Annotated in this window: 15 protein-coding genes; 7 read left to right on the forward strand and 8 right to left on the reverse strand. The window is 73.1% G+C overall.

The genetic code is table 11. The annotated features are described in order from the left end of the window. Nucleotides 1-58: 58 nt before the first annotated feature. Together Sco07f_RS11990 and Sco07f_RS11995 are read right to left on the reverse strand one after the other, a co-directional pair. Entirely contained in the window at nucleotides 59-571 is a 513-nt protein-coding gene (locus Sco07f_RS11990) for a DinB family protein (RefSeq protein WP_087792040.1), read from the reverse strand. A gap of 42 nt (nucleotides 572-613) precedes the next feature. Then, nucleotides 614-1,270: a TetR/AcrR family transcriptional regulator gene (locus Sco07f_RS11995; protein WP_108987831.1), complete on the reverse strand. Its 657-nt coding sequence runs from the start codon at nucleotides 1,268-1,270 to the stop codon at nucleotides 614-616. Nucleotides 1,271-1,368: 98 nt separating this feature from the next. On the opposite strand from Sco07f_RS11995, the gene Sco07f_RS12000 reads away from it, so the two are divergent. Together Sco07f_RS12000 and Sco07f_RS12005 are read left to right on the forward strand one after the other, a co-directional pair. Next, entirely contained in the window at nucleotides 1,369-2,559 is a 1,191-nt protein-coding gene (locus Sco07f_RS12000; RefSeq protein ID WP_108987832.1) for an FAD-dependent monooxygenase, read from the forward strand. Nucleotides 2,560-2,572: 13 nt separating this feature from the next. Then, nucleotides 2,573-3,478: a Gfo/Idh/MocA family protein gene (locus Sco07f_RS12005; RefSeq protein WP_108987833.1), complete on the forward strand. Its 906-nt coding sequence runs from the start codon at nucleotides 2,573-2,575 to the stop codon at nucleotides 3,476-3,478. On the opposite strand, the gene lnt is transcribed toward Sco07f_RS12005, so the two are convergent. Next, the gene (gene lnt, locus Sco07f_RS12010; protein WP_108987834.1) at nucleotides 3,402-4,976 is read right to left on the reverse strand and encodes an apolipoprotein N-acyltransferase; all 1,575 of its coding nucleotides are present in this window, start codon (nucleotides 4,974-4,976) and stop codon (nucleotides 3,402-3,404) included. The genes Sco07f_RS12005 and lnt overlap by 77 nt on opposite strands. A 162-nt stretch (nucleotides 4,977-5,138) precedes the next feature. Between lnt and Sco07f_RS12015 the strand changes: the two genes are divergently transcribed. After that, nucleotides 5,139-5,879 carry an SDR family oxidoreductase gene (locus tag Sco07f_RS12015; RefSeq protein WP_108987835.1) on the forward strand — a complete coding sequence of 247 codons (741 nt, stop codon included), beginning with the start codon at nucleotides 5,139-5,141 and terminating at the stop codon, nucleotides 5,877-5,879. Between the two features lie 133 nt (nucleotides 5,880-6,012). Here Sco07f_RS12015 and Sco07f_RS12020 read toward each other — a convergent pair whose 3' ends face one another. The 3 genes from Sco07f_RS12020 to Sco07f_RS12030 all read right to left on the reverse strand — a co-directional run bounded on the left by Sco07f_RS12020 (nucleotide 6,013) and on the right by Sco07f_RS12030 (nucleotide 7,759). Further along, nucleotides 6,013-6,192 carry a hypothetical protein gene (locus Sco07f_RS12020; protein WP_007447296.1) on the reverse strand — a complete coding sequence of 60 codons (180 nt, stop codon included), beginning with the start codon at nucleotides 6,190-6,192 and terminating at the stop codon, nucleotides 6,013-6,015. A 63-nt stretch (nucleotides 6,193-6,255) separates the two neighbouring features. After that, nucleotides 6,256-7,131, reverse strand: a complete 876-nt coding sequence (locus Sco07f_RS12025) for an undecaprenyl-diphosphate phosphatase (protein WP_108987836.1) — start codon at nucleotides 7,129-7,131, stop codon at nucleotides 6,256-6,258. Nucleotides 7,132-7,285: 154 nt separating this feature from the next. Beyond that, entirely contained in the window at nucleotides 7,286-7,759 is a 474-nt protein-coding gene (locus Sco07f_RS12030) for a winged helix-turn-helix transcriptional regulator (protein ID WP_007447292.1), read from the reverse strand. Between the two features lie 128 nt (nucleotides 7,760-7,887). On the opposite strand from Sco07f_RS12030, the gene Sco07f_RS12035 reads away from it, so the two are divergent. Next, nucleotides 7,888-9,057 carry a thiolase family protein gene (locus Sco07f_RS12035; RefSeq protein ID WP_108987837.1) on the forward strand — a complete coding sequence of 390 codons (1,170 nt, stop codon included), beginning with the start codon at nucleotides 7,888-7,890 and terminating at the stop codon, nucleotides 9,055-9,057. Nucleotides 9,058-9,086: 29 nt separating this feature from the next. Here Sco07f_RS12035 and Sco07f_RS12040 read toward each other — a convergent pair whose 3' ends face one another. Further along, a complete protein-coding gene (locus Sco07f_RS12040) occupies nucleotides 9,087-9,866 on the reverse strand; it encodes a TVP38/TMEM64 family protein (protein WP_007447291.1) in 780 nt (259 codons plus the stop codon). A gap of 49 nt (nucleotides 9,867-9,915) precedes the next feature. Here Sco07f_RS12040 and Sco07f_RS12045 point away from each other — a divergent pair, with 49 nt between their 5' ends. The 3 genes from Sco07f_RS12045 (at nucleotide 9,916) to Sco07f_RS12055 (ending at nucleotide 12,999) form a co-directional block, all read left to right on the forward strand. Continuing rightward, nucleotides 9,916-10,638, forward strand: coding sequence for a DNA alkylation repair protein (locus Sco07f_RS12045; RefSeq protein WP_108988090.1), 723 nt, complete (start codon nucleotides 9,916-9,918; stop codon nucleotides 10,636-10,638). Between the two features lie 281 nt (nucleotides 10,639-10,919). Continuing rightward, entirely contained in the window at nucleotides 10,920-12,098 is a 1,179-nt protein-coding gene (gene tuf / locus Sco07f_RS12050; protein ID WP_108987838.1) for an elongation factor Tu, read from the forward strand. A 55-nt stretch (nucleotides 12,099-12,153) separates the two neighbouring features. After that, nucleotides 12,154-12,999: a spermidine synthase gene (locus Sco07f_RS12055; RefSeq protein ID WP_087792049.1), complete on the forward strand. Its 846-nt coding sequence runs from the start codon at nucleotides 12,154-12,156 to the stop codon at nucleotides 12,997-12,999. A gap of 26 nt (nucleotides 13,000-13,025) precedes the next feature. Here Sco07f_RS12055 and Sco07f_RS12060 read toward each other — a convergent pair whose 3' ends face one another. After that, the gene (locus Sco07f_RS12060) at nucleotides 13,026-14,054 is read right to left on the reverse strand and encodes a DUF8017 domain-containing protein (protein ID WP_087792050.1); all 1,029 of its coding nucleotides are present in this window, start codon (nucleotides 14,052-14,054) and stop codon (nucleotides 13,026-13,028) included. Between the last annotated feature and the right edge of the window lie 13 nt (nucleotides 14,055-14,067).

The following is a 14,067-nucleotide window of genomic DNA, read 5'->3' on the forward strand; positions in this document are numbered from 1 at the left end:
GCCCCGCACGGGTGATCTCCGGCCCCGTACGGAGTGCCGTGGGCGACCGGAGGTGACGTCAGTCGCCCGTGGCTCCGTCCAGGCGCTCGCGGATCAGGTCCGCGTGCCCGTTGTGACGCGCGTACTCCTCGATCATGTGGGTGTGGATCCAGCGCAGGGTGTAGCGCTCCCCGGTGCGCAGGTGCCTGCCCCGGGTCGGTTCGCCCAGGGGCACTCCGGCCGCGTTGCGCCGGGCCGCCTCGATCTCCGCCTGCCAGGTGGCGTGCGCCTCGGCGAAGGTGTCCGCCCCGGTGAGCCGGAACTCGCCCTCCGGGTCCTCGTCGGAGTAGTAGATCGGGCCGGCGTCCTCGGCCGCCAGCACCCTGCGGTACCAGCTGCGCTCCACCTCCGCCATATGCCGGACCAGGCCCATCAGGGTCAGCGTCGACGGTGCCACGGCGGCCGTCCGCAACTGCTCGTCGGTGAGCCCTTCGCACTTCCAGGCGAGGGTCTGCCGGTGATACTCGACCCAGCCCTCCAGCATGGCGCGTTCGTCGGCGTCGACGGGGGGTTCACTGCGTTCGGTCGTCATGGCGGCATCCTCGCCCAGACCGGCCTGTCCCACCAAGGGAATTCAGCCCTCCGGCGAACCGCCGCGCAGATCACCGCGCACACCGCGACGCGAGTCGCCCAGCATGCCGTCCAGGAGTTCCCGCAGCCCCGCCCGCACGTCCGGGAGGCCCGGCACCTCGGCGTGGAAGGTTCCGGCCACGCAGCTGAACATCAGGCCGTCCGCCCAGGCGACCAGGGAGAGCACGTGCCGGGCCGGGGCGTCCGAGCCCATCGCGGCGACGAGGGCGCCCAGTTGCTCCCGGAAGCGGGCGCCCGCCGCGTCGAAGTGCGCCCGCAGCTCGGGGCGGCGCGTGGCCTCGAGGGCCAGTTCGTACCGGGCCAGCGTCAGCGCGCGGTTGCGGGTCAGGGCGCGGTGCGTCGCCAGTGCCAGTGCGTCGACCAGGGCGTCGAGGCCGGCGCGCGGGTCCGGCATCTCGTGCAGGGCCAGCACCCGCGCCTCCCGGTCGGCCAGGCGTCGCACCGTCAGTTCCAGCAGTGCCTGCCGGGTCCGCGCGACATTGGACGTGGAGCCCTGGGGCAGCCCGGCCGCCTCGTCGACCGCCCGGTGCGTCAGCCCGCGCATCCCGCGCTCGGCGAGCAGCGCCAGAGCGGCGTCGGCGACGAGGTCGGCGCGGGACGCGCCGGACGAGGGCCCGGAAGGTGCGGCAGGAGCGGACATGGAGATCAATCTACCGGCCTCACTACGGCTGTAGTACAGTCGGAGGCGCGTGCTACTACATCTGTAGTTTCGAGACGGGCCGAGTGCCGAGGAGTGTCATGACGAGGACGAGGACGGCCGTCGTGATCGGCGGCGGCATCGGCGGCCTGACCGCGGCGGCCGCCCTGCACCTGAGCGGCCTGCGGGTCACCGTGCTGGAGCGCGCCCCCTCGCTCCGGCCGGTCGGCGCGGCCATCTCGCTGTCGCCCAACGCCCTGCGCGCCCTGGACGTGGTCGGTCTCGGCGACGAGATCCGCGACCTCGCCGCCTGGCAGGGCGACGGGGGACTGCGCACCCCCGCAGGGCGCTGGCTCTCCCGGTCCAGCGCCGAGGCAGCCGAGGCGCGCTTCGGCGGTCCGCTGGTGCTGCTGCACCGGTCCACCCTCGTCGAGCGCCTGTCCGCGCTGCTGCCGCCGGACGCCGTCCGCACCGGCGCCGACGCGATGCTCGCCGACCCCGGCGACCGCGACCGTCCGGCCAGGGTCCGCACGCCGGACGGCGAGCTGGAGGCCGACCTGGTCGTCGGCGCCGACGGCATCCGCTCCGTCGTACGCCGCACGCTGTTCCCGCACCACCCCGGCACCGTCTACTCCGGCTTCACCACCTGGCGGGTCGTGATCCCGGTCCCCGGCGTGGAGTTCGCCTCCCACGAGACCTGGGGCCGGGGCCGCATCTGGGGCACGCATCCGCTGCGGGACGGCCGGGTCTACGCCTACGCCGCCGCCGTCGCGCCGGCCGGAGGGCACGCGGCCGACGAGCGGGCGGAACTGCTGCACCGCTACGGCGACTGGCACCACCCGATCCCGGCCGTCCTCGCCGCGGCCCGTCCCGAGGACGTCCTGCGCCACGACGTGCACCACATCGCCGAGCCGCTTCCGGCCTACCACCGCGGCCGGGTCGCCCTGCTTGGGGACGCGGCCCACGCCATGCCGCCCAACCTGGGCCAGGGCGGCAACCAGGCGATCGAGGACGCGGTCGTGCTCGCCCACCACAGCCTGGACCTCGCCGCCTACACGGCCGCCCGGCTGCCCCGCACCACTGCGATCGCCCGCCAGGCCGTCAAGGTGGCCCGCCTCAACCTGATGCGCAACCGCGCCGGGACCGCCGTCCGCGACGCCGCGATCCTCGCCCTGTCCAAGGCCGGTCCCGCCCTGTTCCTGCGCGGCTTCGACGGGATCGCCGACTGGCGGCCGCCGCAGCCCCCGTATGCTTCCCGGCGGACCCAGGTCGGCGAGCACAACGAGCGTTAGAGGAGCACATCCCGTGAAGGTCGGCTGCATCGGACTCGGCGACATCGCGCAGAAGGCCTACCTGCCGGTGCTCGCCGCCCTCCCCGGGATCGAACTGCACCTCCAGACCCGTACCCCCGCCACCCTCACCCGCGTCGCCGACAAGCTGCGCATCCCGCCGGCGCAGCGCCACGCCGACCTCGACGCGCTCCTCGCCCAGGGCCTGGACGCCGCCTTCGTGCACGCGCCGACGGCCGCCCACCCCGAGATCGTGACCCGGCTGCTCGACGCCGGTGTCCCCACCTACGTCGACAAGCCCCTCGCCTACGAACTCGCCGACTCCGAGCGCCTGGTGGCCCTCGCCGAGGACCGCGGCACCAGCCTCGCCGTCGGCTTCAACCGGCGCCACGCCCCCGGGTACGCGCAGTGCGCCGAGCACCCGCGCGAGCTGATCCTCATGCAGAAGAACCGCACCGGACTGCCCGAGGACCCGCGCACGATGATCCTCGACGACTTCATCCACGTCGTCGACACGCTGAGGTTCCTGGTGCCCGGACCGGTCGACGACGTGACCGTGCGCGCCCGCGCGGAGGACGGCCTGCTCCACCACGTCGTGCTCCAGCTCGCCGGGGACGGCTTCACCGCGCTCGGTGTGATGAACCGGCTCAGCGGCTCGGCCGAGGAGATCCTGGAGGTCTCGGGCCAGGACACCAAGCGCCAGGTGGTCAACCTCGCCGAGGTGATCGACCACAAGGGCCAGCCGACCGTGCGGCGGCGCGGCGACTGGGTCCCCGTGGCCCGGCAGCGCGGCATCGAGCAGGCGGTGCTCGCCTTCCTCGACGCCGTGCGCTCGGGCGAGGTGCTCAGTGCCCGGGACGCGCTGGAGACCCATGAGCTGTGCGAGCGGGTGGTCCGGGCCGTGCTGGACGGCCCCGCCTGAGCCGCACGACGCGCACACCCTCGGCGGCGCCCCAGGCCGCGAGCGTCACCAGCGCCCCGTACACCGTCCAGTCGCCGTAGCGGACGTACGGAGTGGTGCCGTGGGTGACGGGGACCTCGTACACCCGTGACGTGCTCGCGCCGGTGCCGAGCCAGGAGCCGATCCGGGCGCCGTTCGCGTCGTAGACGGCCGAGACGCCGGTCAGCGTCGCGTGCACCATCGGCCGGCCGGTCTCGGCGGCGCGCAGCGCGGCGAGCGAGGCGTGCTGCTCGGGTGCCCAGGTGTGCTGGAAGGTCGAGGTCGAGGACTGGGCGACCAGCACCTCGGCACCGTCGGCGGCGAGGCTGCGGCTCATGTCGGGGAACGCGCTCTCGAAGCAGACCATCGGCCCGATCCGCAGGCCGTCGCCGACGTCCATCACCACCTGCTCGGTGCCCCGCCTGCGGTCCTCGCCCGCCGCCTTGCCCACGGAGGTCGCCCAGCCGAGCAGCGAGCGGAACGGCACGTACTCGCCGAAGGGCACGAGTCGCATCTTGTCGTACCGGTCGCCGGTCGGGCCCTCGGGGCCGACGAGCACCGAGCTCTTGTAGATGCCGGGTTTGTCGGAGCGCCGCGCGTCCACGTTGACCAGGATGTCCGCGCCGGTCTCCCGGGACAGCGCGGCCAGCCGCCCGGCGAGGTCCGGCCGGTCGTCCAGGTCGAAGCCGACGCTGCTCTCGCCCCAGACGATCAGGTCGAGGTCCCGGTCCGCGAGCCGCCGGGTGAGCTGCTCCTCGCGGTCGAACCGCCGGTCGGCGCTGTCCGCCCCGGCGACGACGCCCGGCTGCACCACGGCGATCGCGGCCCGCTCGTCGGTGTCGGGGCGCGGCGACCAGACCCAGGCCGCCGAGGTGGCCGCGGCCGTCGCGACCAGCCCGGCCAGGGCCGGCACCCTCGCCCGGCGCACGGCGACGAGGACGGCGAGGGCGACGTTGACGGCGACCACCAGGAAGCTGAGCAGCCACACGCCGCCCACCGAGGCGAGCCGCAGCGCCGGGGCCACCTGCCACTGACTGGCGCCGAGCATCCCCCAGGGGCCGCCGAGCCCCTGGAAGGAGCGGACCAGTTCCGCGAGCAGCCAGCCCGACGGCAGTACCACGAGGGCCGCCCAGGCCCGGCCGGCGGACGGCGCCCCGCCCAGCGTCCGGCGCACCAGCCAGCCCCACGGGACCCACAGCGCGCCGAGCAGCGCGGCGATGACGAACGTGAACACGTGCAGGTTGGGCAGCAGCCAGTGGTGCATGGCCAGGACGAAGCCGAACCCGCCGCACCATCCGTCGTACGCCGCACGCCTGCCGCCCGGCGCGGTACGCGTCAGCAGGATCCAGGGGACCAGCGCGAACCAGGCCCACCACCACAGGGCGGGGCCCGGAAAGGCGAGCACGGGCAGGGCCCCGGCGAGCACGGCGAGGGCCGAACGCCGCCACGGAGAGGCGAGCCAGTGGTCGAGCTGCTTCATGGGCGCCTCCTTACCGATGCTGCCTACCCGATCATCCGCACACCGTGCGCCCGCGACGACGGCGAATTCAGTTGATCACACCGGGGCCTGTCCGGCGCGTGACTCCTTCCCTAAGATGATCGATGATCGATCGAAGGCTTTGGGTCAGACCTGGAGGCATCAATGACGCGACCCATCACCGTGGTCACCGGCGGCAGCCGGGGGATCGGCGCCGCGACCTGTCTGCGCCTCGCGGCCGACGGGCACGACGTGGTCGTCGGCTACGCGCGCGACTCGGCGGCCGCGGAGTCGGTCGTGGCAGGGGTGCGCGAGGCGGGCGGCCGCGGAGTCGCGGTGCGGGCGGACACGTCCGTCGAGGCCGACGTCGAGCGCCTCTTCGAGACGGCGGAACAGCGGCTGGGCGCCGTGACGGGGCTGGTGAACAACGCGGCCGTGACCGGCCCGCTGGGACGGCTCGCCGACAGCGACACCGCGGACCTGCGCCGGGTCCTCGACGTCAACCTGCTGGGCGTGCTGCTGTGCGCCCGGCGGGCCGCACGGCTGATGACACCGCGGGGCAGCGGGGCGATCGTCAACGTGTCGTCGGGCGCCGCGACCCTCGGCAGCCCGGGGGAGTACGTGCACTACGCGGCGAGCAAGGCGGGCGTCGACGCACTGACGCTGGGCCTGGCCAAGGAGCTGGGCCCGGACGGGATCCGGGTCAACGCCGTCGCGCCCGGGGTGATCGACACCGAGATGCACGCGGCGGCGGGCGATGCCGGCCGGGCGACGCGGATGGGGGCGGCCGTGCCCATGGGGCGCGCCGGCCGGGCGGAGGAGATCGCCGCCGCGATCGCCTGGCTGCTGTCGCCCGACGCGTCGTACACGACGGGGACGGTGCTCCGGGTGGCGGGCGGGCGCTGACCGGGGCCCGCGGCCGGGGCCGCTTCCGCAACGGGGACGGCCCCCGGCACCGGTCCGCTCGACACCGGTCCCTCGGCCACGGTGTCCCGGCTCGCGCCTCGGCCGCGGCCGTCCCGGCCCGGGTCGTCCCGGCTCAGGCCGCCTCGATGACCTGGCCCCGGATCGCGGTCGCCCACTCGACCACCAGCAACTCGTACTCCACGCGCTCCTGCGCGGACAGGGTCCCGCCCGCGCGCCGCCACAGCGCACGGATCTGATCGTTCAGTTCCGCGGCGGACCGCACGGAACCAGGGGTCACGTAATCGGGGGACATGCGGACAAGCCTAGGGGCAAGCACTGACGCTGCGCTACCGGACGGCTACACAAGCGGCTGCGGTCAGCCGGCGGACTCCGCGGCGTGCGGGCTGAGGGCACCCGTCGCCACCAGGGCGATGATGACCATGCCGAGTGCGATGCGGTACCAGACGAACGGCATGAAGCTCTTGGTGGAGATGAACTTCATGAACCACGCGATGACCACGTACCCGGTGGCGAAGGCGATGACCGTCGCGAAGAGCGTCGGCCCCCAGGAGACGTGGTCGCTCTCCATCGCGTCCTTCAGCTCGAACACGCCGGAGGCGAGCACCGCGGGGATCGCGAGCAGGAACGAGTACCGGGCGGCCGCCTCGCGCCGGTAGCCCATGAAGAGGCCGCCGCTGATGGTCGCGCCGGAGCGGGAGACACCGGGGATCAGGGCCGCCGCCTGGCACAGGCCGTAGATCAGGCCGTCCCGCACGCCCAGGTTCTCCAGCTCCTTGCGCTGCTGCGGCGCGCGGTGCCGGCCGCCCTTCTCGTCCCGGGCGGCCATCCGGTCGGCGATGCCGATGACCACACCGACGACGATCAGCATCGTCGCGGTGATCCGCAGGTCGCGGAAGGGGCCCTCGATCTGGTCCTTCAGGGTCAGGCCGAGCACGCCGATCGGGATCGAGCCGACGATCACCAGCCAGCCCATGCGCGCGTCGGGGTCGTGGCGCATCGACTTGTCGGTGAGCGAGCGCGTCCAGGCCGAGATGATCCGCCCGATGTCCTTGCGGAAGTAGATGAGGACCGCGGCCTCGGTGCCGATCTGCGTGATCGCCGTGAAGGCCGCGCCCGGGTCGTGCCAGCCGGAGAACGCCGCGGTCAGCCGCAGGTGCGCACTGGAGGACACGGGAAGGAACTCGGTCAGTCCCTGGACGAGTCCGAGGACGAGGGATTCAAACCAAGACATGGAGTTGCGTCAGTCCAAGCGGCGATCGGGGAACGGCGAGAAACGGTCGGCGGACACGCCGAACCGTCGCGTGCGGTGATCGGGACCTGGCGTGCCGAGGGGCAGCGTAGCGCCCCAAAATGAACCCCGGACGACGGGGGGGGGGAGCGGGTGCCTACGCCACCGCCGGGCCCGTCACCGTCCAGCCGGGGACCTGTGGACGGGCGGTCAGGTCCTCGTGGCGGACGGCGTCGCCGCAGGCCGGGCAGGTGACCTGGGGGACCAGTTCGTGGCCGCAGACGTGCTCGATCACCATGGGGCGGTCGCCGTCCGCGCGCAGGTGGCGGTCGCCCCACGCCATGAGCGTCATGAGCACGGGCTCCAGCTCGAGACCCGCGGGGGTCGGCCGGTACTCGAAGCGCCGCGGACGCTCGCTGTACGGCTCCTTGGCCACGATCCCCGCGTCGACGAGCCGCCGCAGCCGGGTGGCGAGGACGTCGCGCGGGGCGCCGGTGTTGCGCACCAGCTGATCGAAGCGGCCGTTGCCCAGGCAGACCTCGCGCAGGACGAGCAGGGAGTACTTCTCGCCGACGAGCGCCAGGGTGTCGGCGATCGAGCAGGGACGCGGGTTCTTGGGAGCGGCGGCCATGGCGGCCAGTCTAGGCGAGGAACGGGAGAGGGTTTGAAATTCCAACTCGCTCGGCTATGGTGAGTCCAGATTTCCTACTCACTGGTAGTTCCGCACCGGCAGTTCGCCGACCACCGGAGGTCCGCACCATGCGTGACGCAGTCGTCGTGGAAGCCGTACGCACTCCCATGGGCAGGGGCAAACCGAACGGCGCCCTCGCCCACGTCCATCCCGTGGAGCTCCTCGCGCACACGCTGCGCGCCCTCGTCGAGCGGTCCGGGGTCGACCCGGCACTGATCGACGACGTCATCGGCGGCACCGTGGACCAGGTGGGCGAGCAGGCCATGAACACCACCCGCTACGCGCTGCTGTCGGCGGGCTTCCCCGAGTCCGTCCCCGCGACCACCGTGGACCGTCAGTGCGGCTCCTCCCAGCAGGCCGTCCACTTCGCCGCCCAGGGCGTCATGGCCGGCGCGTACGACCTCGTCGTCGCCTGCGGGGTCGAGTCCATGAGCCGCGTGCCGATGTGGTCGAACGTGCCGCCCGGCACCGACCCCTTCGGCCCCGGCGTCGCCGCCCGCTACCCGGAGGGGCTCGTTCCGCAGGGCATCGGTGCCGAACTGATCGCCGCCAAGTGGTCGCTCACGCGGGAACGCATGGACGCCTTCGCCGTCGCCTCCCACCGGAAGGCCGCCACCGCCTGGGACGCCGGCCGCTTCGACGCCGAGATCGCGCCCCTGGACGGTGTGTCGCGCGACGAGTGCGTCCGCCCGGACAGCAGTGTCGAGGTCCTCGCCGGTCTGAGGTCCGCCTACCACGACCCGGCCTTCGCCGAACGGTTCCCGCAGATCGAGTGGAACGTCACCGCGGGCAACGCGAGCCCGGTCAACGACGGCGCCTCGGCCGTCCTCATCACCTCGGGCGAGACGGCGGCCCGGCTCGGCCTGCGGCCGCTCGCCCGGCTGCACAGCTTCGCCGTGACCGGCTCCGACCCCCTGCTCATGCTCACCGGCGTCGTCCCGGCCACCGAGAAGGTGCTCCGCAGGGCGTCACTGTCGCTCGGCGACATCGACCTCTTCGAGGTCAACGAGGCGTTCGCGAGCGTCGTACTGGCCTGGCAGCAGGAGACCGGTGCCGACCTGGACAAGGTCAACGTGCACGGCGGCGCCATCGCGCTCGGTCATCCCCTCGGCGCCAGCGGCACCCGCCTGACCACCACCCTCGTCCACGCCCTGCGCGAACGCGGAGCCCGTTACGGCCTTCAGACGATGTGCGAGGCGGGCGGTCTCGCCAACGCCATGATCCTGGAAGTGGTGTAACGCCCCGTCAGTGCCCGATCGGCGCCGGCTCAGTGCCCGCGCAGCCGGTGCCGCTTGCGCCAGGCCACCACCGCACCCGCGAGCCCCGGCAGGGCGATGCAGGCCAGCGCGATGAGGAAGGCCGGCGAGGTGGGCGTCGAGGCGCGGGCGCCGGCGACGACGTAGGCGGCGGTGTTGGGGATCGAACCGAGCCCCGTCGCCAGCAGGAAGGGCAGCAGGCCCATGCGGGAGACGGCGGCGCAGTAGTTCGACGCCGCGAAGGGGACCCCCGGGAAGATCCGCATCGCCAGCATCGTCCGGAAGCCGTGCCGGCTCAGTTGCCCGTCCGCGGCCTTCAGCCACTTGCCCCGCAGCAGCGGACGCAGCGCCTCCTGGCCCAGCACGCGGCCCAGGCAGAAGGCGATCCCGGCGCCGAGCACCGTCCCGGCCAGCGCCGAGGCGAGGCCCAGCTGAGAGCCGAACAGCGCGCCGGCCGCCAGGTTGAGCAGCGGACGCGGCACGAACGCGACGGTGCACAGCCCGTACGCCACGGCGTAGGCGAGGGCAGCCGCGGCCCCGCCGAGCTGCGGCGGCCAGCCGTTGGTCAGCAACTCCTGCGGCTGGAACAGCAACACCGCCGTCGCGGCCGCGGCCAGCAGGGCGACGAGCAGGGAGAGACGCGACCACGGGGACAGCAGCACTCTCGTCGCACGGGCGGTGAAACCGGACGGTGCGACCGGTCCGGCGGCGGTGGCGACGGCGAGTTCCGCGGTGGCGGTCCGGGGAGAGACCGTGGCGGTGCCCCCAGAGCGGGTGGTGGCATCGAGCATCCGGTGACACTAACCGACAAATGTGTGTGATCGCCGTATGCTGCGTCTCATGAGCGTCACAGCCCGGCCGGTTCCGGACGCGCCGCGGAGCGCTCTCGCCGACACCGTACTGGAGCGGCTCACCGCCGAGTACCCCACCGCGGCCGACCCCGGGCGGGCCGTCGGACTGCGGGCGTACATGAAGGACGTGGCGCCGTTCCTGGGCATGACCTCGCCCGTTCGCCGCTCCCTTTCCCGGACCGTGCTGGCGGGAGTGCCCCGCCCCGACGAGCCGGACTGCACCGCGATCGCACTGCGCTGCTGGCGGCTGCCCGAGCGCGAGTACCACTACTTCGCCGTCGACTACCTGCGCCGGTACGTGACGCACTGCTCGTCGGGGTTCCTGCCCGTGGTCCGGCATCTGCTCACCACCGTCCCCTGGTGGGACACCGTCGACCTGCTCGCCGCGCACGTCGTCGGGGGACTGGTCACCGCCGACCGCGGTCTCACGGCCGACATGGACGCCTGGATCGAGGACGAGGACCTCTGGCTGGTGCGGACGGCGCTCCTCCACCAGCTGCGCTACAAGGAACGCACCGACACGGACCGCCTCTTCGGCTACTGCACGCGCCAGTCCGGCCACGGCGACTTCTTCGTCCGCAAGGCCGTCGGCTGGTGCCTGCGCGAGTACGCCAAGACGGACCCCGACGCCGTCCGTGCCTTCGTGGCCGGGCACCGGACCCGGCTCGCACCGCTGTCCGTGCGGGAGGCGCTGCGGACCATCGGTCCGTAGTACGGAGTACCGGCATGCCGTTTTCTCGAACTGCCGTTCCCTCAAAAACCATTCGACGTGCGACGAAGCGTCGGCGATGATCGGCGTCATGTTCCGGTACGCCTTCCACCTCGCAGCATCCGCGGTCGCGGATGCCCCGAAGGCTGCCGTCGCCCACTTCACCGCCGCAGTCGACGGCGCCCGAAGCTGACCCTCCCCGGATCGTCCGGCGGACCCCGCAGGGGGAGGGTCGGCCGGCCCCAGGGGTCCCCACCACCGCCACGAGGCTTCGAGGTACCGCCATGTCCAAGACGGCGTACGTCCGCACCAAACCGCATCTGAACATCGGCACGATGGGCCATGTCGACCACGGCAAGACCACCCTGACCGCCGCCATCACCAAGGTCCTCGCCGAGCGCGGGGCCGGCAGCACCACCCAGTACGTTTCGTTCGACCGCATCGACCGCGCCCCCGAGGAGGCGGCGCGCGGCATCACCATCAACATCGCGCACGTCGAGTACGAGACCGACACCCGGCACTACGCGCACGTCGACATGCCCGGCCACGCCGACTACGTCAAGAACATGGTCACCGGCGCCGCCCAGCTCGACGGCGCGATCCTCGTCGTCTCCGCGCTGGACGGGATCATGCCGCAGACCGCCGAACACGTGCTGCTCGCCCGGCAGGTGGGCGTCGACCACATCGTGGTCGCGCTCAACAAGGCAGACGCGGGCGACGAGGAGTTGACCGACCTCGTCGAGCTGGAGGTGCGCGAACTGCTCACCGCGCACGGATACGGCGGCGACGCCGTGCCCGTCGTACGGGTCTCCGGGCTGAAGGCCCTGGAGGGCGACCCGCGGTGGACGGCCTCCGTCGAGGCGCTGCTCGACGCCGTGGACACCTACGTGCCCATGCCGGAGCGGTACCTGGACGCGCCGTTCCTGCTGCCGGTGGAGAACGTGCTCACCATCACCGGCCGCGGCACCGTCGTCACCGGCGCCGTCGAGCGCGGCACCGTGCGCGTCGGCGACCGGATCGAGGTGCTCGGGGCGTCCGTGGAGACGGTCGTCACCGGCCTGGAGACCTTCGGCAGGCCGATGGAGGAGGCGCAGGCCGGGGACAACGTGGCGCTGCTGCTGCGCGGGGTCGCCCGCGACACGGTGCGCCGCGGGCACGTGGTCGCCGCCCCCGGGAGCGTCGTGCCGGCGCGGCGCTTCCGGGCCCAGGTGTACGTGCTGTCCACGCGTGAGGGCGGGCGCTCGACCCCGCTCACCACCGGATACCGGCCGCAGTTCTACATCCGCACCGCGGACGTGGTCGGCGACGTGGACCTCGGCGAGGTGGCCGTCGCCCGGCCCGGGGACACCGTCACGATGACGGTCGAACTGGGGCGGGAGGTACCGCTGGAGACGGGGCTCGGCTTCGCGATCCGCGAGGGCGGCCGCACCGTGGGCGCGGGGACCGTGACCGCGGTGGAGTGAGTGCCGTGCGGTGCCGGGAAGTGAGCGCCCCACCGGGCACCGGCACAATGGACGGGTGAACGAAGCCGTACCCGTCAGCCGCGTCACCGACCACGGCACCGCCAAGCTCATGCCCGACGTCGACCGGGAGCGGGCCTGGCTGCTCACCGTCGACGGGGCGCCGCAGTCGTACGTCGACCTGGACGAGCCGGCGCACCTGGAGTTCGAGTACACGCGCCGGCTCGGCCACGTCCTGGACACGGTGGCCGAGCCGGGGCGTGCGCTGGACGTGCTGCACCTGGGCGGCGGCGCGTTCACCCTGCCCCGGTACGTGGCCGCGACCCGGCCCGGCTCGCGGCAGGACGTGGTGGAGGCCGACCGGGGCCTGCTCGAGCTGGTCGCCGAGCACCTCCCGCTGCCGCCGGGCGCGGGCATCACCGCCCACGGTGCCGACGCCCGCACCTGGCTGGAAACCGCCCCCGCGGACTCGGCCGACGTACTGGTCGCCGACGTCTTCGGGGGCTCACGGGTGCCCGCACACCTGACCTCCGTCGGCTACGTGCGCGAGGCGGACCGGGTGCTGCGCGCCGACGGCGTCTACGTGGCCAACCTGGCCGACGGGGCGCCGTTCGGCTTCCTGCGCGGCCAACTGGCCGGATTCGCCGCGTTCTTCGAGGAGCTGGCGCTGATCGCGGAACCGGGGGTGCTGCGCGGGCGCCGCTTCGGCAACGCGGTGCTCGTCGCGGCGCACCGGCCGCTGGACACCGCGGCCCTGGCCCGGCGCACCGCCGCCGACGCCTTCCCGGCCAGGGTCGCGCACGGGCCCGCCCTGCGGGACTTCACCGGCGACGCCCGGCCGGTGCGCGACGAGGACGCCGTACCGTCGCCCGAGCCGCCCGCCGGAGCGTTCGGCATCGGCTGAGCGGCGCCCCGTCCGGCCCGCCGTGCCTACGACTCGGTCGGCGGTTCCTCCGTGAGGCGCACGGTGCTGAGGATCTTCTGGACCGTCGCGTCCGGGACCTCCTCCTTGACGCCCTTGGCGCCGTACAGGTTCCAGGTGACGAAGTCGCCCGCGCCGTTCTTGAACGCGAAGGTGGTCGCCTTGCCCTCGCTGTCGCACTTGCCCTTCTGGGGCGTGCCCTCCGAGTGCGCGGTGATGACGCTGCCCTTGATGCCGGACGTGGTCGTGTAGGCCTTCGGCTTGCCGTACTTCACGCTCTTCTTGTCGGGCTGCGTGTAACCGCCGTAGATCCACCACGGCACCCGTGTCTCGGCCGCCTGGTCGGTGTTCTTGGCGCCGCTCTCACCACGGGTGCCGGCGGTGGCGAGCGCGGTGCTCTCCTTGCGGCCGTCCTTGTTCTCGTCGGTCGTGCACCACTCGGACTTCAGGTAGGCCGGTGCGGTGACGCTGGTGCGGTCGGTCTTGCCGTCCTCTTCCCACTCGAAGCCGACGCTGGTGTCGGTGCTCTCGATCTCCCAGTCCGCCGGCACGTCGAACATGGTGCCGAAGCGCGGGTTGGCGACGACCTTCCAGCCGTCGATGGTGGCCTTGGCCCCCTCGCCCCCGCGCGGGTTCTCGTCGGAGCCCGACGCGCTCGGGTCGGCGGTGGGGGACTCGGACTTCTCCACGGTCGGGCTCGCCGACACCTTCTCGCCCTTGCCGTCGTCCGCCTGGTCGTCCTTGTCACCGCCGAGCACCAGGAACCCGGTGACACCGGCGGCCACCACCACGGCGAGGGACGCGACGATCGCGACCAGCTTCGTCCGGTTGCCGCCCCCGCCACCGCCGCCCGTCGCCGGCTGCGCGACGGTGGCCGGCTGCGGCGTGCTCCACTGCTGCTGGCCGTACGCGCCCGGCTGCTGCTGGTAGCCGGGCTGCTGATACGGATTCGGCTGCTGGTACCCCGGCTGCTGGTACGGATTGTTCTGGTTCTGCGGGTTCTGCTCGCCCCCGGGCGGCTGCTGTCCTGGCCACATGAGCAGTCACCCT

It is taken from the genome of Streptomyces coelicoflavus (genome assembly GCF_003112555.1).
GTDB lineage: Bacteria > Actinomycetota > Actinomycetes > Streptomycetales > Streptomycetaceae > Streptomyces > Streptomyces coelicoflavus.